General features: G+C 74.9%; 17 protein-coding genes and 1 pseudogene. 8 read left to right on the top strand and 10 right to left on the bottom strand.

Going from position 1 to position 18431, the window contains the following annotated elements:
• The first annotated feature begins 1 nt into the window (after position 1).
• Entirely contained in the window at positions 2 to 871 is an 870-nt protein-coding gene (locus PGB27_RS02490) for a succinate dehydrogenase/fumarate reductase iron-sulfur subunit (RefSeq protein WP_274198747.1), read from the top strand.
• Between the two features lie 125 nt (positions 872 to 996).
• Here PGB27_RS02490 and PGB27_RS02485 read toward each other — a convergent pair whose 3' ends face one another.
• The 6 genes and pseudogenes from PGB27_RS02485 to PGB27_RS02460 all read right to left on the bottom strand — a co-directional run bounded on the left by PGB27_RS02485 (position 997) and on the right by PGB27_RS02460 (position 5477).
• Positions 997 to 1647 carry a DUF3592 domain-containing protein gene (locus PGB27_RS02485; RefSeq protein ID WP_274198746.1) on the bottom strand — a complete coding sequence of 217 codons (651 nt, stop codon included), beginning with the start codon at positions 1645 to 1647 and terminating at the stop codon, positions 997 to 999.
• Positions 1648 to 1729: 82 nt separating this feature from the next.
• Positions 1730 to 2248 carry a GNAT family N-acetyltransferase gene (locus tag PGB27_RS02480; protein WP_274198745.1) on the bottom strand — a complete coding sequence of 173 codons (519 nt, stop codon included), beginning with the start codon at positions 2246 to 2248 and terminating at the stop codon, positions 1730 to 1732.
• 22 nt (positions 2249 to 2270) lie between these two features.
• Positions 2271 to 3107, bottom strand: a pseudogene (locus tag PGB27_RS02475) (amino acid ABC transporter permease); the annotation flags it as partial.
• The gene (locus PGB27_RS02470) at positions 3104 to 3748 is read right to left on the bottom strand and encodes an amino acid ABC transporter permease (protein WP_274198744.1); all 645 of its coding nucleotides are present in this window, start codon (positions 3746 to 3748) and stop codon (positions 3104 to 3106) included. The gene PGB27_RS02470 and the pseudogene PGB27_RS02475, both read right to left, overlap by 4 nt.
• A 70-nt stretch (positions 3749 to 3818) precedes the next feature.
• Positions 3819 to 4715 (bottom strand): glutamate ABC transporter substrate-binding protein, encoded by an 897-nt coding sequence (locus PGB27_RS02465; RefSeq protein ID WP_274198743.1) that lies wholly within the window; start codon positions 4713 to 4715, stop codon positions 3819 to 3821.
• 33 nt (positions 4716 to 4748) lie between these two features.
• Positions 4749 to 5477: an amino acid ABC transporter ATP-binding protein gene (locus PGB27_RS02460; protein ID WP_274198990.1), complete on the bottom strand. Its 729-nt coding sequence runs from the start codon at positions 5475 to 5477 to the stop codon at positions 4749 to 4751.
• A gap of 219 nt (positions 5478 to 5696) precedes the next feature.
• Between PGB27_RS02460 and PGB27_RS02455 the strand changes: the two genes are divergently transcribed.
• Together PGB27_RS02455 and PGB27_RS02450 are read left to right on the top strand one after the other, a co-directional pair.
• Positions 5697 to 6410 (top strand): response regulator transcription factor, encoded by a 714-nt coding sequence (locus PGB27_RS02455; RefSeq protein WP_274198742.1) that lies wholly within the window; start codon positions 5697 to 5699, stop codon positions 6408 to 6410.
• A gap of 3 nt (positions 6411 to 6413) precedes the next feature.
• Complete coding sequence (locus tag PGB27_RS02450; RefSeq protein ID WP_274198741.1) at positions 6414 to 7898, top strand: ATP-binding protein; 1485 nt, start codon at positions 6414 to 6416, stop codon at positions 7896 to 7898.
• On the opposite strand, the gene PGB27_RS02445 is transcribed toward PGB27_RS02450, so the two are convergent.
• The gene (locus PGB27_RS02445; RefSeq protein WP_274198740.1) at positions 7874 to 8833 is read right to left on the bottom strand and encodes a TAXI family TRAP transporter solute-binding subunit; all 960 of its coding nucleotides are present in this window, start codon (positions 8831 to 8833) and stop codon (positions 7874 to 7876) included. The two genes, PGB27_RS02450 and PGB27_RS02445, sit on opposite strands and share 25 nt — an antisense overlap.
• Positions 8834 to 8904: 71 nt before the next feature.
• Between PGB27_RS02445 and PGB27_RS02440 the strand changes: the two genes are divergently transcribed.
• The 3 genes from PGB27_RS02440 to PGB27_RS02430 are packed head-to-tail and all read left to right on the top strand — an operon-like array spanning position 8905 to position 12331.
• Positions 8905 to 10317, top strand: coding sequence for an APC family permease (locus tag PGB27_RS02440; RefSeq protein WP_274198739.1), 1413 nt, complete (start codon positions 8905 to 8907; stop codon positions 10315 to 10317).
• 22 nt (positions 10318 to 10339) lie between these two features.
• Entirely contained in the window at positions 10340 to 11884 is a 1545-nt protein-coding gene (miaB, locus tag PGB27_RS02435; protein WP_274198738.1) for a tRNA (N6-isopentenyl adenosine(37)-C2)-methylthiotransferase MiaB, read from the top strand.
• Between the two features lie 3 nt (positions 11885 to 11887).
• Positions 11888 to 12331, top strand: coding sequence for an Rv2732c family membrane protein (locus PGB27_RS02430; protein WP_274198737.1), 444 nt, complete (start codon positions 11888 to 11890; stop codon positions 12329 to 12331).
• A gap of 6 nt (positions 12332 to 12337) precedes the next feature.
• Here the strand turns inward: PGB27_RS02430 and PGB27_RS02425 are convergent, their stop codons facing one another.
• Positions 12338 to 13732, bottom strand: coding sequence for a DUF349 domain-containing protein (locus PGB27_RS02425; protein WP_274198736.1), 1395 nt, complete (start codon positions 13730 to 13732; stop codon positions 12338 to 12340).
• Positions 13733 to 14058: 326 nt separating this feature from the next.
• On the opposite strand from PGB27_RS02425, the gene PGB27_RS02420 reads away from it, so the two are divergent.
• Both PGB27_RS02420 and miaA read left to right on the top strand, forming a co-directional pair.
• Positions 14059 to 14802, top strand: coding sequence for a class III extradiol ring-cleavage dioxygenase family protein (locus PGB27_RS02420; RefSeq protein WP_274198735.1), 744 nt, complete (start codon positions 14059 to 14061; stop codon positions 14800 to 14802).
• Positions 14799 to 15761 (top strand): tRNA (adenosine(37)-N6)-dimethylallyltransferase MiaA, encoded by a 963-nt coding sequence (gene miaA / locus PGB27_RS02415; protein ID WP_274198734.1) that lies wholly within the window; start codon positions 14799 to 14801, stop codon positions 15759 to 15761. Before PGB27_RS02420 ends, miaA begins: the two co-directional genes overlap by 4 nt.
• 42 nt (positions 15762 to 15803) lie before the next feature.
• Here miaA and PGB27_RS02410 read toward each other — a convergent pair whose 3' ends face one another.
• Positions 15804 to 17738 carry an MFS transporter gene (locus PGB27_RS02410; protein WP_274198733.1) on the bottom strand — a complete coding sequence of 645 codons (1935 nt, stop codon included), beginning with the start codon at positions 17736 to 17738 and terminating at the stop codon, positions 15804 to 15806.
• Positions 17739 to 17807: 69 nt separating this feature from the next.
• Positions 17808 to 18410, bottom strand: a complete 603-nt coding sequence (locus tag PGB27_RS02405) for a TetR/AcrR family transcriptional regulator (protein ID WP_274198732.1) — start codon at positions 18408 to 18410, stop codon at positions 17808 to 17810.
• Between the last annotated feature and the right edge of the window lie 21 nt (positions 18411 to 18431).

Here is an 18431-nt window from a genome sequence, read left to right as displayed (position 1 = left end):
CATGGGCTACCAGGCGAAGTTCAAGGTCTGGCGGGGCGACGCGGAGGGCGGCGACTTCGTCGACTACCGCGTGGACGTCGAGGAGGGCGAGGTCGTCCTCGACATCATGCACCGGCTGCAGGCCACCCAGGCCGGCGACATGGCGGTGCGCTGGAACTGCAAGGCCGGCAAGTGCGGCTCGTGCAGCGCCGAGGTCAACGGGCGCCCGCGGCTGATGTGCATGACGCGGATGTCGACGTTCGGCGAGGACGAGGAGATCTCGGTCGCCCCGATCCGGACGTTCCCGGTGATCCGCGACCTCGTCACCGACGTCGACTTCAACTACACGAAGGCGCGGGAGGTGCCGGCGTTCGCGCCGCCCGAGGGCGTCGCGCCCGGCGAGTACCGGATGTCCCAGGTGGACGTCGAGCGCTCGCAAGAGTTCCGGAAGTGCATCGAGTGCTTCCTGTGCCAGAACGTCTGCCACGTGGTGCGCGACCACGAGGAGAACAAGGAGCCGTTCTCCGGCCCGCGCTACCTCATGCGGATCGCCGAGCTGGACATGCACCCGCTCGACGTCCGCAACCGCAAGGAGGACGCGCAGGAGGACCATGGCCTCGGGTACTGCAACATCACCAAGTGCTGCACCGAGGTCTGCCCCGAGCACATCAAGATCACCGACAACGCGCTGATCCCCATGAAGGAGCGCGTGGTCGACCGCAAGTACGACCCGCTGGTGTGGCTCGGTAAGAAGATCTTCAAGCGGCAGGAGCTGGAGAAGCGCGGGCCGGCGGGCGCTCGCTCGCTCGACGCCCCGGGCCCGGACAACGGCTCGGCGCTCGACGCCGACCGCATCGGGCACATCGAGGAGCGGGGCGGGGCCCAGGCCTGAGTCGAGTCCCGAGCCGCAGCGGTGGACCCGTGTCCCGAGGACACGGGTCCACCGGGGCTCGGGCGTTCGGCCGGGCACGTCGGGCGCGTCGGGCGCGTCGGGCTCGGGCGTTGCGGGCGGGCGCGTCAGGTGCGCTCGGGGTCAGCCGTCCCGGCGCGGGGGAGCGGTCCCGTCGCTGGTCGCCCCGCCGGTCGCCCCGCCGGTCGCCCCGCGGCGGGCTCGTCCGGGGCCGCGTCGGCAGTCCCGCCGGCGGACTCGTCCGGGGTGGCGTCGGTCGGCTCGTCGGGGTCGTCGGCGCCGGGGTCCAGCTCGCGGTGGTACACGGGCTGGCCGCAGGCGAAGCCCAGCATCAGCAGGGCCAGCAGGGCGGCGAACGGAGCGAGGAAGAACGGCATGGTCGTGGCCATCCAGGGCCACCCGTCGCTCGCGAGGGCGGCGCGGGTCGGGTCGGACGGGTCGACGACGACGTCGACCACGGCCCCGACGGGGATGTCCTCGCGCCGGGTGCTGATCTCCACCGGCTCCGAGGCCCCGGCGGGGACGACGGAGAGCTCGTCCGCCATGCCCATCCTCGTGTGCAGGTCGACGTCGACCACCCGGGCCGAGACGACCTCGCCCCGCACCGCCAGCATCAGCGCGTCCCAGGTGGCCGAGCCGCCCTGCCACAGGAGGAAGACGGTGCCGCAGACGAATCCCAGCGTGGCGACGGCGTACCCCACACGTCCGGCGCGGGTGGGCTTGACGTAGCCGGGCGGCAGCTCCTCGACGTCACCCATCTGCCACTCCCTCCTCCCATCTTTCTGCACGGAGAGTAGCAGAAGGAGCGAGGCGGAGACGGTGAGGAAGCTCTGAGAGCCGTCAGCGATCACCCTCGGTGAGATCGAGGCGCATGGCGACCCGCGGCCAGCGATCGAGCCCCCGGGCGACCTCGGCCCGGCGCACGGCGCGCAGACCCGGGCCGAGCTCGTCGTCGGCGAGCACGCGGAAGCCGAGCCGCGCGTAGTAGGGCGCGTTCCACGGGACATCGACGAAGGTGGTCAGCGTGACCGCCGCGCGGCCGGCGGACCGGGCGCGGGCGGCGAGGTCCTCCACCAGCCGCGCCCCGAGGCCCCGCCGGGCGTGGGCGGGGTGCACCGACACCTGCTCGAGGTGCGCCTCGCCGTCGACGACGTCGTCCATCAGGTAGGCGACGGGCCGGTCGCCGTCCGCGGCCACCCACAGCCCGCCGCGGTCGAGCGCCCCCTGCAGCACCACGACCGAGGGCGGGGCGTCGTCGGCGATCGGGTCCATCCCGACCTCGCGGAACACCGCGCCGGCCGCGATCTCGATCTGCCGGAGGGCCTCGAGCTCGTGGCCGCGGGCCGCCCGCACCGGCACGGGATCCGGCGGGCGGGCGCTCGGTGGGTGCCACGGCGAGGACGGCCGGGTTGCGGCGCGTGCGGGCCTCGAGCCACGTGGCCAGGGCCGAGAGCAGCAGGCAGAGCGCGATGTAGATGACCGCGACCACCATCGCCACCGGGATGAGCGGCGAGCCCAGGGTCGCGTTCGACCCCAGGTACTGGGCCTGGAAGAGCAGCTCGGGGTAGGTGATGAGGAAGCCCAGCGCCGAGTCCTTGAGCAGCACCACGAGCTGGCTCACGATCGCCGGGAGCATCGAGCGGACCGCCTGCGGCAGCAGCACCAGCCGCATGACGCCGGACTTCCGCAGGCCCAGCGCGTACGCGGCCTCCGACTGCCCGCGCGGCACGGCGAGCACGCCGGCGCGGAAGACCTCGGCCAGCACCGCGCCGTTGTAGAGCATCAGCCCCAGCACCACGGCGGCGTACGTCGAGACCGTGATCCCGACCGATGGCATGCCGTAGTAGAAGAGGAACATCAGCACGACCAGCGGCACGGCCCGGAAGAGCTCGACGACCCAGGTCGAGAGCGAGCGCAGCCACCGGTGGTCGGAGAGCCGCCCGAGGGCGAGCACCGCCCCGAGGGCGAGCGCGAGCACGGCGCCGGACGCGAACGCCCGCAGCGTGTTGACCAGCCCGTCGAGGAGCGCGAGCTGGACGTTCTCGTAGAGGAGCCACTCCCACACGCGGGCGTCGAGCTGCCCGGTCGCCGCGAGCCGCCAGATGACGACGCCGACGAGGGCGGCCACCACGAGCAGCGTGATGATGCCGGCGGTGGTGTTGCGGGCCCGCGCCTTCGGGCCCGGGACGTCGAAGAGGACCGCCGTGGGGGCGCTCATCGGGACACGCTCCAGCGCTTCTCGAGCCGGCGCTGCAGCACCGTCAGGGGGATGACGAGGATGACGAAGCCCAGGGCGACCCACAGCAGGGCCACGAGCGTCGAGCCGCCCTGCTCGTTCACGGCGCGGTAGAACCCGCCGGCCTCGAACACCGAGGAGCCGGCGGCGACGGTCGTGTTCTTGAGCAGGGCGATCTGGACGCTGGTCAGCGGCGGCATGACCGAGCGCACCGCCTGCGGCAGCACGACGACCGTGAGCGTCTGGCGGAAGCCCAGCCCGAGGGCGCGGGCCGCCTCGGCCTGGCCGGCGGACACGGTGCTGATCCCGCCGCGCACGACCTCGCAGACGAACGCGGCGGTGTAGAGCGAGAGGCCGATGACGGCCAGGAGGAAGAACGGCAGGTAGAAGAAGAGCTTCGTGAACCCGAGCGCGAAGAAGAAGAGCACGAGGGTCAGCGGGGTGTTGCGCAGCAGCGTCACGTAGGCCGTGCCGGCGATGCGCATGGCGGGCACCGGGCTGACCCGCATCGCGGCCAGGACGACGCCGAGGATCAGCGAGGCGATCCCCGAGACGACGAACAGGCCGATCGTGCCGCCGAAGCGGGTGAGGTACTCGGGCAGGTTGCCGAGCAGGACGTCCATGGGCCCTCCCTCGGGGGTGCCGCGGGGGCCCGCCCGTGCCGGGGCACGGGCGGGCCTCCCACGGTGTGCCTCAGTAGCGCTCGATGGGCGGGGGCTGCGGGGCCGGGGTGCCGGAGCGGCCCAGCGTCTCGTTGTAGAGACGCGTCCAGGTGCCGTCGTTCTCCGCGGCCTGGAGCAGGTCGTTGACCTTGTTGCGCAGCGCGGCGTCGTCGCGGTTCATGCCGATCCCGTACGGCTCCTCGGAGAACGTCTGGCCCACGACGCGCAGCTGGTCGGGCGTCTGCGCGGCGTAGCCGGCGAGGATCGCGTTGTCCGTGGTCACGGCGTCGACCTGACCGCCGCGCAGCGCGTCGACGCACTGCGAGTAGTTCTGGAACTCGACCACGTTCTGCGTGAGGTTCTGCTCGCGGACCCGCTGGATCGGGGTCGAGCCGGTCGCCGAGCACACCCGCTTGCCCTGCAGCGTCTGCGGGCCGGTGATCGACTGGTCGTCGGCGCGGACGAGGAGGTCCTGGCCGGCGACGAAGTACGGGCCGGCGAAGCCCACGCGCTGCTTGCGGCTGTCGTTGATCGTGTACGTGCCGACGTACAGGTCGACGTCACCGCGCGAGATCGCGTCCTCGCGGGCGGCCGACGGGATGACGCGGTACTCGATCTGCTCGGGCGCAAAACCCAGGCCCGCGGCGACCATCCGGCCGATCTCGATGTCGAAGCCGGTGTACTGCCCGGTGGTCGGGTCCTGGATGCCGAGACCCGGCTGGTCGTTCTTGACGCCGAGCACGACACGCCCGCGCTGCTGCATCTGCGCGAACACCGGCGAGCCCGGGACCTGCACGTTCTGGGCGACGGGCGACCCCGCGACGGGCTGGCCACCCGGACTGCCCTCGCGACCGCACGCGGCGCCGAACGCCATCGCGAGCACCGCGAGGAGCACGCCCAGCGTGCGGAGTGAGACGAGACGTCTCATCGACGGCTCCCTTCTGAACTGTCCTGGCCGGATCTAGTGGGTGAGGATCTTCCCGAGGAAGTCGCGGGCCCGTTCGGTGGCGGGCCGGGAGAAGAAGCTGTCCGGCGTCGTGTCCTCGACGATCTCGCCGTCGGCCATGAACACGACGCGGTGCGCCGCCCGGCGGGCGAAGCCCATCTCGTGGGTGACGACGACCATCGTCATGCCGTCCTGGGCGAGACCGCCCATGACGTCGATGACCTCGCCGACCATCTCGGGGTCGAGCGCCGAGGTGGGCTCGTCGAAGAGCATCACCTTGGGCTGCATCGCGAGCGCGCGGGCGATGGCCACGCGCTGCTGCTGGCCGCCGGAGAGCTGGGAGGGGTACTTGCCGGACTGGTCGCCGATGCCGACCCGGTCGAGCAGCGCCCGCGCCCGCTCCTGGGCGTCGGCCTTCGACACGCCCTTCACGCGCATCGGCGCCAGCGTGACGTTGTCGAGGATCGTCATGTGGGCGAACAGGTTGAACTGCTGGAACACCATGCCCACGTCGGAGCGCAGCTTCGCGAGCTCCCGGCCCTCGGCCGGCAGCGGGACGCCGTCGATCTCGATGGTGCCGCTGTCGATCGGCTCGAGGCGGTTGATCGCCCGGCAGAGCGTCGACTTGCCCGAGCCCGAGGGCCCGAGGACGACGACGACCTCGCCGCGGGCGACCTCGAGGTCGATGTGGCGCAGCACGTGCAGGTCCCCGAAGTGCTTGTCGACCCCGGCCATGCGCACCATCGGTGTGCCCGACCGGGGCGCGGGGGACGCTCCCGCGTCCGGCGCGGTCTCGTCGCTCATCTCCCGCGGACCTCCTCGCTGTGCCGCCGTCACCGGTGGTGCAGGGACGGTGCCAGCGCGTGCGGGAGGGCGTCCACGCTCTTGAGGAAGACTTAGGGTTGCCGGACCACGCCGTCACACGGGTGTCATCCGCGGGCGGCGTGGCGGGAGGAGGCCGAGGTGCGGGTGCTCGTCGTGGAGGACGACGACCGGGTCGCCGCCGCCCTGCGCGCCGCCCTGACGCGCCACGAGATGCAGGTCGAGCGGGTCGGCCAGGGGCTCGCCGTGCTCCCGAAGCTGCCCGGCGCCGACGTCGTGCTGCTCGACCTCGGCCTGCCGGACATCGACGGGCTCGAGGTGTGCCGGCGCATCCGCGAGGCCGGCGACGTCCCGGTGATCGTCGTCAGCGCCCGGGGCAGCGTCGACGAGCGCATCCTCGGGCTGCACCACGGCGCGGACGACTACCTGGTCAAGCCCTACGACGTCGGCGAGCTCGTCGCCCGCATCCACGCCGTGCGCCGCCGGCGCAGTGCCACCGCCGCCCAGCACGCCACCCCGGACCCGGTGACCGACCTCGGCGACGGCGTCGTCCTCGACCGTGCCCGCCACACCCTGACCGTCGACGGCGCCGACGTGGCGCTCTCGCGCAAGGAGTTCGCGGTGCTCGCCCTGCTCGCCGACGCCGACGGGGCGGTGTGCACCCGCGACCGTCTCGTCGCCGAGGTGTGGGGCCGGCGGTGGGCGGGTGCCGACCGCACGCTCGACGTCCACGTCGCCACCCTCCGGACCAAGCTCGCCCGCCCCGGGATGGTGGCGACGGTGCGGGGCGTGGGGTACCGCCTCGCCGCCGGGGGACGGACCGCCGCGGGGCTCGACGGTCGATCGGGGAGCTGACCCGTGCGCGCCCGGCTGCTCGTCGTCTTCTCGGTGCTCGTCGGGCTGCTGGTGCTCGGGCTGGGGGTGCCGCTCGCGGCGGCGTCGGCGGCGGCCGCGACGTCGGGGCTGTTCGCCGACCGCCTCGGTGACACGACGCGCTTCGCCGCGCTGGCCCAGCGCCCCGTCGGCGACGGGGACGCGAGCGCGCTGGCCGCCGAGCTCGCCCGGTACGACGAGATCTACGGGGTCGCCGCGCTGGTCGTCGACCGCGAGGGGCGGGTGCTCGCGTCGTCGCGCCCGGCGGTCCCGGAGCCGGTGGCGCGCCGGGTGCAGCTCGCGCTCGCCGGGCAGCGCTCGGAGCCCCCCGAGGTCGTGTGGCCGTGGGACGGCGAGCCGCTGCTGCTGGCCGAGCCGGTGCTCGTGGGCGGCGAGGTGCGGGGCGCGGCGGTGACGGTCTCGCCGACCAGCCCCGCGCGCTGGGAGACGCTGCGCGCCTGGGCCGCGCTCGCCGCCGCCGGGCTGGTGGCGCTCGCGGTCGCGGCGGGGGTCGCGCTGCCGCTGGTGCGCTGGATCCTCGCGCCGGTCGAGAGCCTCGACGCCGGCACGGCGCAGGTCGCCGCGGCGGTGCGCGCGGGCCGGGCGCCGCGGCCGGTCGGCGACGGGCGCGGGCCGCCCGAGCTGCGGCGCCTGAGCCGGCACTTCGACCAGATGGCGGCCGGGGTGACCCACGCGCTGGAGTCGCAGCGAGCCTTCGTCGCGGACGCCGGCCACCAGCTGCGCAACCCGCTGACCGCGCTGCGGCTGCGGATGCAGAACGTCGGTGCCGCCCTCGCCACGCCGGGTGCCACGGTCGACGACGCGCTGCGCGAGGAGCACGGGGCGGCGCTGGAGGAGACCGACCGGCTCGCCGGGGTGCTCGACGCGCTGCTCGCCCTCGCCCGGGCCGAGGGGCGCCCGCCGCAGCCGGTGGCGATGCCGATCGACCCGGTGCTCGCCGACCGCGCCGACGCCTGGGGCGTGCTCGCCGTGCACGAGGGCCTGTCGCTGCGCCGGAGCGGGCCGGGCGGGCTCGTCGCGCGCTCGGACGTCGACTCCGTGGTGGCCGTGCTGGACGCGGTCCTCGACAACGCCGTGAAGTACGCGCCGCCGGGCACCGCGATCGAGCTGACGACCGCTCGCGTCGACGGGTTCGTCGAGGTCGGCGTGCGCGACCACGGCCGCGGCCTCGACCCGTCCGAGCTCGACCGCGCGACCGACCGCTTCTGGCGTGCGCCCGCCCAGGTCGGCGCGGGGATCGACGGCACCGGGCTCGGCCTCGCGATCGCCGCGCGCGCGGCCGAGCGGGCGGGCGGCGAGCTCGTGCTGCAGCTGCCCGACGACGGCGGTCTGCGCGTGGTCCTGCGGCTGCCGCCGGCCGCGACGCGGGAGGCCGAGGGCGAGCGGGCCGACGTCGCGGCCGGGGAGGCGGGGGAGCGGCCCGCTCAGATCCCCTTGAACGCGCGGTAGGCCGCGACGGCACCGGGGTGCAGGGCCACCGGCTGGGTGCCGATGGCGGTGCGCGGGTCGATGCTGCGCCCGGCGGGGTCGGCGGAGGCGAGGGCCGCGCGGTTCTCGAGCATGACGCGCACGAGGTCCTGGGCGAGGTCGGCGGGCAGGTCCGCGGTGACGAGCAGGACGTTGCGCACGGTCGTCGTGCTGACCGGGTCGACGAGACCGTAGGTGCCGGCGGGCGCCGTGGTGACGTCGTAGACGGGGTAGCGGGTGCGCAGGCGCGCGGTCTCCTCGCCGAGGTCGAGCAGCCGCACGGGGCGGGCGCGGGCCAGGCGGTCGACGCCGGCGGTGGGCACCCCGCCGGACCAGAAGAAGGCGTCGATCTCCCCGCGCTCCAGGGCCGCCGCCGAGTCGTCGAGCCCCAGCAGCACGGCCTCGGTGTCGCGCTCGGCCGTGAGGCCGACGGTCTGGAGCAGGCGCGGCGCGATGACGAGCACCCCGGAGTTGCGCGCGCCCACCGACACCCGGCGCCCGGCGAGGTCGGCGAGGCGGCGGATCGGGGACTCGGCGGGGACGACGACGTGGATCGCGTCGTCGTGCACCCGGGCCAGCGCCTGCAGGGGGAAGCGCGGGCGCGCCCCGTCGACGGCGCCGTCGACGGCGACGTCCGCCGCGCAGAACGCGGCCCGCGCGCGCCCGGACACGAGCATCCCGACGTTGTCGACCGACCCCTCGCTGCCCAGCACCCCGGTCGGCACGCCCGGGTCGGTGCGCCAGACCGCGGCCAGCGCCTCACCGAGGCGGCGGTAGACGCCCTGGGGACCCCCGGTCGCGACGACGACCGGCGTCGCGTCCGGCCGGGTGCAGCCCGCGGCGAGCAGCGTCGCCGCGCCCAGGCCGGCGCCCAGCCCGGCGCGCAGCACCGTGCGGCGACCCACGGCCCGGCTCATCCGGGCATCGTGCCAGCCCGGGGACGCGATCGACCGGTGCGCGGTCAGGCCGTCCACGGCAGGCTGCCCCCGTGCCCGACGACACCGCGAACGCCACCGCGACCGACGCCTCGGGCGAGGGGTCCCTGGTCCGGGCGATCGGCCCCAAGCTGCTCGTCTTCTTCATCATCGGCGACATCCTCGGCACGACGATCTACGCGCTGACCGGGACGGTGTCGGAACGCGTCGGTGGCGCGCTGTGGTTGCCGTTCCTGCTGGCGTTCGTCGTCGCCTTCATGACCGCGTTCAGCTACCTCGAGCTGGTCGGCAAGTACCCGCGGGCGGCGGGCGCCGCCCTCTACACCCAGCTGGCGTTCCGCCGGCCGTTCCTGACCTTCGTCGTCGCGTTCACCGTGATGTGCTCGGGCATCACGTCGGCGGCCTCGGCGGCGCAGGCGTTCGGCGGGCGGAACCTCGAGGCGATCGTCGGCGAGCTGCCGGGGTGGGTCACGCCGCTCGTGGTCGTGGCGTTCCTCGTGATGCTGGCCGTCATCAACTTCCGGGGCGTCGGAGAGTCGGTGCGCGTGAACGTCGTGCTCACGAGCATCGAGCTCCTCGGCCTGGCCATCGTCATCGTGCTGGGCGCCTGGGCGGTGATCAACGGGGCCGGCGACGCGTCGCGGCTGGGGCAGTTCGCCACCTCGGCGCCCGACAGCTCGATCTTCTCCGAGCCGGCCGTGCTGCTCGCGATCTCGTCGGCGACCGCGCTCGCCTTCTTCGCGATGGTCGGGTTCGAGGACTCGGTGAACATGGCCGAGGAGACCGTCGACCCGCCCCGGACGTTCCCCCGCGCGATGCTGCTCGCGATGGGCATCACGGCGACGATCTACCTGGTCGTCGCGCTGCTGGCCTCGACGCTCGTGCCCACCGAGGAGCTCGCCGCCGCGGAGAGCGGGGCGCTGCTGCGGGTGGTCCAGACCGCGTCGCCGTCGTTCCCGGCCGTCGTGTTCGCGGCCATCACGCTCTTCGCCGTCACGAACACCGCGCTGATCAACATGATGATGGCCAGCCGCCTGCTCTACGGGATGGGGCGGGAGCGGATCATCCCGGACGCGTTCTCCCGGGTGCACCCGGGCCGGCGCACGCCGTGGCTGGCGATCGTCGTGACCAGCGCGCTCGCGATCGTGCTGGTGCTCCTCCTGGAGATCTCCGAGCTCGGCAGCATGACCTCGTTGCTGCTGCTCGCGGTGTTCACGCTGGTCAACATCGCGGTGCTGGTGCTGCGCCGCGACGAGGTCGGCCACCGCCATTTCCGAGCCCCGACGGCGATCCCGGTCGTCGCCGCCGTGCTGTGCGCCTTCCTCGCGAGCCCGTTCTCCGGGCGCCCGCCGAAGGAGTACCTGTTCGCGGGGATCCTGCTGCTCCTGGGGGTCGTCCTGTGGGGTGTGAACCGCGCGACCACCGGCCGCCGGGAGGACTTCGATGCCAGCACGCTCGGCACGTGAGGGGCGCCTACCCTGGGTGGCGATGAGCGCAGGAGACGTAGCGGAGCGGAGCTCGACCATCGACACCGCGCCGACCTTCCACATCCGCACCCACGGGTGCCAGATGAACGTGCACGACTCCGAGCGCCTCGCGGGCGTGCTCGAGGAGGCGGGCTACGCGCACACCGCCGACGCCGACGGCGCCGACCTCGTCGTGTTCAACACCTGCGCGGTCCGCGAGAACGCCGACAACAAGCTCTACGGCCAGCTCGGGCGCCTGGCGCCGGAGAAGGCCCGCCGGCCCGGGATGCAGATCGCGGTCGGCGGCTGCCTCGCGCAGAAGGACCGCGACACCGTCGTCGCGAAGGCGCCGTGGGTCGACGTCGTCTTCGGCACCCACAACACCGGCTCGCTGCCGGCGCTGCTGGAGCGCGCGCGGCACAACGGCGAGGCGCAGGTCGAGATCCTCGAGGCGCTCGAGACCTTCCCGTCGCACCTGCCCGCCCGCCGCGACTCCGCCTACGCGGGCTGGGTGTCGATCTCGGTCGGCTGCAACAACACCTGCACCTTCTGCATCGTGCCGTCGCTGCGCGGCAAGGAGGTCGACCGGCGGCCCGGCGAGATCCTCGCCGAGGTCGAGGCGCTGGTCGCCGAGGGCGTCCTCGAGGTGACGCTGCTCGGGCAGAACGTCAACGCCTACGGCGTCTCGTTCGACGACCGCGCGAGCGGGCGCACCGCCTTCGCCGACCTGTTGCGGGCGTGCGGGCGCGTCGACGGCCTCGAGCGGGTCCGCTTCACGAGCCCGCACCCGCGGGACTTCACCTCCGACGTCATCACGGCGATGGCCGAGACGCCGAACGTGTGCCCGCAGCTGCACATGCCGCTGCAGTCCGGCTCGGACCGGGTGCTCAAGGCCATGCGCCGCTCGTACCGGGCGAAGCGCTACCTCGACATCGTCGACGAGGTCCGCACCGCGATGCCCGACGCGGCGCTGACCACGGACATCATCGTCGGCTTCCCCGGCGAGACCGAGGAGGACTTCGTCGAGACCCTGCGCGTCGTCGAGGCCTCGCGGTTCAGCCAGGCCTTCACGTTCCAGTACTCACCCCGGCCCGGCACACCCGCCGCCACGTTGCCCGACCAGGTGCCGAAGGCCGTCGTGCAGGAGCGGTACGACCGGCTCGTCGCGCTGCAGGAGGAGATCTCCCTGCAGCTCAACCGGGAGCAGGTCGGGCGTGAGCTCGAGCTGATCGTCTCCACCGGCGAGGGCCGCAAGGACACCGCGACCCGGCGGATGAGCGGGCGGGCACGCGACGGCCGACTGGTGCACTTCACGCCGACGGGCACCACGGAGGAGATCCGGCCCGGAGACGTCGTCACCGTCCGCGCCACGTACGGCGCCCCGCACCACGTCGTCGCCGACGGGGACGTCCTGACCCACCGCCGCACCCGCGCGGGCGACGCCCACGCCGCGGGGCAGCGACCCACCACGCCGCGCACCACCGGGCTCGGCCTGCCGACGCTCGGCCCGCCGGCCGCTCCCGCCGCCCCGGTGTCCGGGTGCTCGGCCACCCTGCAGGAGGTCTGAGCCGTGACCGACCGCTCCACCGACGGCCGCCCGCCGGCGCCGCCCCGGCCCTCGGCGCGCGTCGACTTCGGGCCCGGCGCGCTCGTCGCCGCCGTCGCGGTGCTCGTCCTGCTGCTCGCCGCGGTGCTGCCGTGGACGGGGCTCGGCGCGTCCGGCTGGGAGGTCGTCCTCGGCCGGCCCGGTGTCACCGGCCTGCCGCGGCTGTTCGGCACGCTCGCGGTGGTGTTCGGCGTGATCGGCACCGCGGTCTCGCTGCTCACCGGACGCTGGCCGGCGGTGTTCGTCACCGCGGCCGGGTGCACGATCACGTCGGTGACGGGGCTGTGGGCGATCTGGTCGCAGAACACCAGCGCCGGCACCGGCCCCGGGATCGGGCTCTGGCTCGCCCTGCTGGCGATGATCGTGCTCGCCGCGCGGTGGGCGAGCTACGCCTTCTCGCGGCGGTAGTCCCGCCTACCGGGTCGCGTCCTCCGCGGCGGCGAGCCACTCACGCCACTGCGCGGCCTGGCGCTCGGCCTCCTGCGCGCGGCGACGGTCGCCCGCGGCGTGGGCCTTGGCGGCCTGCGCCTCGTACTGCTCGACGCGGGCCCGGAACTGCCCGACGCGCGCCTCGGTCTCGGGGTCGCTGGCCTGCCAGCGGCGGTCGACCGCGGCGCGCACCCGGTCCTCGACCTCCTTGAGCCGTGCCGAGAACTCGCGCACCCGCTCGCGCGGCACCTTGCCGATCGCGTCCCAGCGCTCCTGCACGTCGCGCAGCGCGGCGCGGGCCGCGTCGACGTCGGAGAGGTCGATCCGCGCGGCCTCGGCGAGGAGCTCCTCCTTCGCCGCCGCGTTGCCCTCGAACTCGGCGTCGCGGGCCGAGAAGGCGGCCGACCGGCGCGAGAAGAACGTGTCCTGGGCACCCCGGAACCGCGCCCACAGGGCGTCGTCGGCCTCCTTGGTGGTGCGCCCGGCAGCCTTCCAGTCGGCCATGAGCTCCTTGTAGCGCCCGGCGGTCGGGCCCCAGTCGGTGGAGTCGACGAGCGACTCGGCCTCGGCGACCAGCTCCTCCTTGCGGCCCTTGGCGGCGGTGCGAGCGCGGTCGAGCTCGGCGAAGTGGGCGCCGCGGCGGCGGGCGAACGTCTCGCGCGCCCGGGAGAAGCGCTTCCACAGGGCGTCGTCGGTCTTGCGGTCGATCCCCTTGACCGACTTCCACTCCTCGATCATCGCCTGGAAGCGGTCACCGGCGTGCTTCCAGCGTGTCGTCTCCTCGGCCAGCGTCTCGGCCTCGGCGATGAGGGCCTCCTTGCGCGCCACCGCGTCCTCACGGGCGCCCGCGCGGGCGGCGCGCTCGGCCTCCTCGGCGCGCTCGGCCGCGGCGACGACGGCGTCGAGGCGGTGGGAGAGCCCGACCACGTCGCCGACGACCGCGGCGTCGGCGAGGCGCTCGCGCAGGGCAGTGGCGCTGCGCAGGATGGCGCGCGCGTCGCCGCGCCCGGCCGTGAGGCGGCGGACGAGCAGGTCGGTCTCGGCGCGGGCGTCGTCGAAGCGCAGCGCGAAGTGGGCGAGGCCCTCGGCGGCGTCACCGGCCTGCCAGGAGCCGACCGCCCGCTCGCCGTCGGCGGTCGTCACGTAGACCGTCCCGTCGGCGTCGACGCGGCCCCAGCGTCCCGGGTCGATCGCGGCGGAGCTCACCGACGGGAACGACGGCGCGCTCCCGGGGGGTCCCGGGGTCGGCGCGGCCGGTGGGGCCGGCGGCGCGGCACCGTCGGGGACCGCCCCGTCCGTGACGTCGGCGGCCTCCGTGGTCTCCGTGGCGCGCGTGACCGCCGACGCCTCCGAGACCTCCGTGGCCTGCTCGTCGGTCATCGAGCCCGACACCTCCCGCTCCTACGGTCCGGGCATTCAAGCAGGTCCGGCGACCGCGCCGGAACTCCCTTCCCGTGGGAGACGGAGCGCAGCGGAGCTCGACCGGTGAGTGGGAGACGGAGCGCAGCGGAGCTCGACCGGTGAGTGGGAGACGGAGCGCAGCGGAGCTCGACCGGTGAGTGGGAGACGGAGCGCAGCGGAGCTCGACCCGTGAGTGGGGGACGGAGCGCAGCGGAGCTCGACCCTCGACGGGGAGGGGGAGCTCCACCCCTGAGCGGCGGGCGCAGCACGTGCCGGACCCCCGCGCCCGGGATAGCCTCGGCACAGTGATCGTGACGGCGGCGGTGGTGCCCCACCCGCCCCTGCTCGCAGCCGAGCTCGCCGGGACCGCGGCCGCCGAGACGGCCGCCCTGCGCGCCGCGTGCCGGGCCGTGGCCACCCGCCTGGCGGCGGCCGGCGACCGCTGGCTCGCGGTGGGTGCGGCCCCGACCGCCGCGGCGTACCCGCCGGGCACGTGCGGGACGTTCGCCGGCTTCGGCGCCGACGTCCGCGTCGCCCTCGCCGGGCCCGCGGCGCCCGATGCGGACCCGGGCCGGGCGCCCGACCCCGAGCTGCCGCTGCCCGTGCTCGTCGCGGGGTGGCTGCGGGAGCAGGCCGGGCCGGCCGGCGACGCGGTGCGGATCGACGCCCACGTGCTCGCCCGCGACACGACCCCCGAGGACGCGCGGCGGGCGGGGGAGGAGCTCGCCGCCGCCGATGGCCACGACGTCCTGCTGGTGCTCGGTGACGGCGCCGCCACCCACACCGCCCGGGCCCCCGGCGCCCTCGACGAGCGCGCGGGGCCCTACGACCGGGCCGTCGCCGACGCCCTCGCCGCCGGGGACGCGGCGGCGCTCGCGGGCCTCGACCCGGAGCTGTCCGACGAGCTGCTCGTCGCCGGGCGGGTGCCGTGGCAGGTGCTCGCGGGGGCGGCGCCGCGCCCGGCCTCGGCGCGCCTCGAGCACTCCTCCGCGCCGTACGGGGTCGCGTACCACGTGGCGGTGTGGGAACTGGGATCCTCGGGCGCGTGACCTCGTCGTCGGGTCGAGCTCGGCTGCGCTCCGTCTCCCGTCCGATCGCCCTCGTCGGCCCGACGGCGACCGGCAAGTCCGACCTCGCGCTCGACCTCGCCGAGGAGCTGGCGCGCCGGGGGCTCGGCGCCGAGGTGGTCAACGCCGACGCGATGCAGCTCTACCGCGGGATGGACGTCGGCACGGCGAAGCTCCCGCCCGACGCCCGGCGCGGCGTGCCGCACCACCTGCTCGACGTCCTCGAGGTCACCGACACCGCCACCGTCGCCGCCTACCAGCGCGACGCCCGCGCCGCGGTCGACGCGATCCGGGAGCGCGGGGGCGTGCCGCTGGTGGTGGGCGGGTCGGGGCTCTACGTCCAGGCGGTCCTCGACGACCTCGAGTTCCCCGGCACCGACCCCGACCTGCGCGCCCGCCTCGACGCCGAGCTCACCGAGGTCGGCGCGCCGGCGATGCACGCCCGCCTCGCCGCCCGCGACCCGGACGCCGCGCGGAGCATCCTCGCCAGCAACGGGCGGCGGATCGTGCGGGCGCTCGAGGTCGTCGAGCTCACCGGGCGCCCGTTCGCGACGAGCCTCCCGCGGCCCGGCGTCCCGCGCCACGATGCCGTGCTCGTGGGCCTCGACCGCGACACGGCGCGGCTGGACGAGCGGATCGCCGAGCGGGTCGACGGAATGCTCGCGGGCGGGCTGGTCGAGGAGGTGCGCGCGCTCGAGGGGCGGGGGCTGCGGGACGGGGCGACGGCCTCGCGCGCCGTGGGCTACCGCGAGGTGCTCGACCACCTCGACGGCACGATCGACCTCGACGAGGCGCGCCGGCGCACGGTCGTCGCCACCCGGCGCCTGGTGCGCCGCCAGCGCTCGTGGTTCCGGCGCGACGGGCGCGTGCACTGGTTCGACGCCGACCGGTCCGACCTCGTCACGGCGGTGCTGGACCGCTGGGCCGACCGTCGTCCGTGAGCGATCTTCTGAGCTATGGCTCGGAAGATCGCTCACGGGGGCCTACCGCTCCGCGGCCAGCGACACCGTCGGCGCGTCGAGCCCGGCGCGGGAGTGCCGGCCGGTGGCCGCGGGGTCGGTGACGAGCGCGATGTCCCGGGACTGCGGGCCGGTCGCGCCGCCGAGCGCCTCCACGTGCGGGGTGCCGCGCCACTGCACGACGAGCAGGTGCGGGCGTCCCGCCGTCGCCGTCTCGATCGCGTAGACGCCGTCGGCGTCGGTGACGGCGCGCCCGAGCTGGCGGCCGTCGGCGTCGACCAGCGTCAGCACCGCCCCCGGGGCGGGCTCGTCGTCGTGGCGCACCGTGCCGCGCAGGGCCGGGCGGTGCCGCCGGACGGTGTCGGCGCCGATCGCGCCGGTCGCGGCTGTCTCGGTCCCGGGCAGGGCGGCGGGTGCGGTCTCCTCGACGTCGATCGTGCGGCGCAGCGGGACTTCGTGCAGGAACAGGATCGCGATCAGCGCGATCAGCGCCAGCGGGGCGGCGACGAGGAACAGCGTGGCGATGGAGTCGCCGTACGCGTTCTCGATCACGGTCCGGACCGGGGCCGGCAGGGTCGCGAGGTCCGGGATCTGGCCCCCGGAGGACGCGGTGGCCGAGGGTGGGATGCCGAGCGCGGCGAGCCCGGAGCTGATCGAGCTCGTGACCTGGGTGCTCAGCAGCGCGCCCAGCGCGGCCACGCCGGCGGCGCCGCCGAGCGAGCGGAAGAACGCGACGGTCGAGCTCGCCGCGCCCATCTCGCTCATCGCGACCTGGTTCTGCACCGCGAGCACGAGGTTCTGCTGGGTCGCGCCGACGCCGACACCGACCATCGCCATGAACACGGCGAGCAGGCCGTAGGGCACGGTCGCGCTGACGAACAGCCCCTCGCCGAGCAGGCCCAGGGTGAGCAGGACGCCGCCGCCGACGAGGTAGGGCTTCCACCGGCCGTAGCGGGTGATCAGCTGGCCGACGATCGTCGAGGCCAGGAAGAGCCCGGCGATCATCGGGAGCGTGAGCAGGCCGGCCTCGGTGGCCGTGGCGCCGCGGGCGAGCTGGAAGAACTGCGAGAGGTAGACCGTCGAGCCGAACATCGCGACGCCGACGAACAGGCCGGCGACGGTGGCCAGGGCGACCGTCGGGTTGCGGAACAGGTGCAGCGGGACGATCGGCTCGCGCACCTTCGACTCGACGACCACCGCCAGCACGAGGGCGAGGACGCCGCCGCCGACCCAGGCCACCGACGACCACGAGGCCCAGGCGAACTGGTGGCCGGCGAGCGAGGTCCAGATGAGCAGGGCGGACACGCCGGCCGCGACGAGCACGGCGCCGACGTAGTCGATGTGCACCTCGCGCTTGATCGTCGGCACCGTGAGCGTGCGCTGCAGGACGACGAGCGCGACGACGGCGATCGGCACGGTGACGTAGAAGCACCAGCGCCAGCCGATGGTGTCGACGATGACGCCGCCGATGAGCGGGCCGCCGACCGTCGCCACGGCCATGATCGCGCCGAGGTAGCCGGAGTACCGGCCGCGCTCGCGCGGCGGGATGATCGCGGCGATCACGACCTGGGCCAGCGCCATGAGCCCGCCCATGCCGAGGCCCTGGACGACGCGGAAGCCGATGAGCTCGGCGGTGTCCGTCGTCAGGCCGCAGAGCATCGAGCCGACGATGAACAGCGTGATCGCGATCTGGACGAGCAGCTTCTTCGAGAAGAGGTCGGCGAGCTTGCCCCAGATCGGGGTCGACGCGGTCATCGCCAGCAGCGAGGCCGTGACGACCCACGTGTACTGCGCCTGCGTGCCGCCGAGGTCCGCGAGGATCCGGGGCAGGGCGTTGGACACGATCGTCGAGGACAGGATCGCGACGAACAGGGCCATGAGCAGGCCCGAGAGGGCCACCAGCACGTGGCGGGTGGCGGGCGGGGCCGTCGACGGGGCCGTCGCCGTGGGCGTGGACATCGAGGATCTCCGGGAGGGAGCGAGGGGTGGTGGGGCGCCGGGTGCGGGTGGGGCGTCACGGCCCGGGCGTCACGGCCCGGGCGAGGGGGCGTCGCGCAGGCCCGCGGCGAGCAGGTCGACGACGCGATCGACGACGTCGGCGAGGTCGCCGTGCTCGTCGGACTCGAGCCACCGGGTGGTGGCCACCCGCACCGCCGCCATGACCGCCGCCGCGGTGACCGCGGGGTAGAGGTCGGTCGCGTCGAGGCCGGTGCGCTCGGCCAGGATCGCGGCGAGGCGCCGCTCCGAGGCGGCGTAGGCGGCGAGCTGCTGCGGCACCAGCGACGGCTCGGACCTCACGAGACGGGCCTGGGCGATCCACTCCCGCGAGCGCGGGGCGTCGCCGAGCATCTCGCGCATCACGGCCCGCACCGACGCGAGCACCGGCTCGCCCGCGGGACGGGCCGCGAGGCGCTCGCCCATGTCGCGCGCACGCTCGACGTCGGCGGCCACCACCGCCTCCTCCTTCGAGGAGAAGTAGTTGAAGAAGGTGCGCGGCGAGACGTCGGCGGCCTCGGCGATCTGCTCGACCGTGACCTCGGCGAGCCCGTGGGTCACCGCGAGCTCGAGCGCCGCCGCGCCGAGCGCGCGCCGCGTCCGGAGCTTCTTGCGCTCGCGCAGTCCCGTGGTCACGTCGTCGACCTTAGGCTGATC

This window comes from Actinomycetospora lemnae, from assembly GCF_028737315.1.
Classification (GTDB): domain Bacteria; phylum Actinomycetota; class Actinomycetes; order Mycobacteriales; family Pseudonocardiaceae; genus Actinomycetospora; species Actinomycetospora lemnae.
Note: the sequence above shows the minus strand (reverse complement) of the source record. Positions and strands in the feature narration are given on the sequence as shown.

Excerpts from the sequence above, each read along its gene's own strand:
- PGB27_RS02490 (WP_274198747.1), top strand. The coding sequence starts at position 2 with ATGGGCTACCAGGCGAAGTTCAAGGTCTGGCGGGGCGACGCGGAGGGC.
- PGB27_RS02485 (WP_274198746.1), bottom strand. The coding sequence starts at position 1,647 with ATGGGTGACGTCGAGGAGCTGCCGCCCGGCTACGTCAAGCCCACCCGC.
- PGB27_RS02470 (WP_274198744.1), bottom strand. The coding sequence starts at position 3,748 with ATGGACGTCCTGCTCGGCAACCTGCCCGAGTACCTCACCCGCTTCGGC.
- PGB27_RS02465 (WP_274198743.1), bottom strand. The coding sequence starts at position 4,715 with ATGAGACGTCTCGTCTCACTCCGCACGCTGGGCGTGCTCCTCGCGGTG.
- PGB27_RS02460 (WP_274198990.1), bottom strand. The coding sequence starts at position 5,477 with ATGGTGCGCATGGCCGGGGTCGACAAGCACTTCGGGGACCTGCACGTG.
- PGB27_RS02445 (WP_274198740.1), bottom strand. The coding sequence starts at position 8,833 with ATGAGCCGGGCCGTGGGTCGCCGCACGGTGCTGCGCGCCGGGCTGGGC.
- miaB (WP_274198738.1), top strand. The coding sequence starts at position 10,340 with ATGAGCGCAGGAGACGTAGCGGAGCGGAGCTCGACCATCGACACCGCG.
- PGB27_RS02425 (WP_274198736.1), bottom strand. The coding sequence starts at position 13,732 with ATGACCGACGAGCAGGCCACGGAGGTCTCGGAGGCGTCGGCGGTCACG.
- PGB27_RS02410 (WP_274198733.1), bottom strand. The coding sequence starts at position 17,738 with ATGTCCACGCCCACGGCGACGGCCCCGTCGACGGCCCCGCCCGCCACC.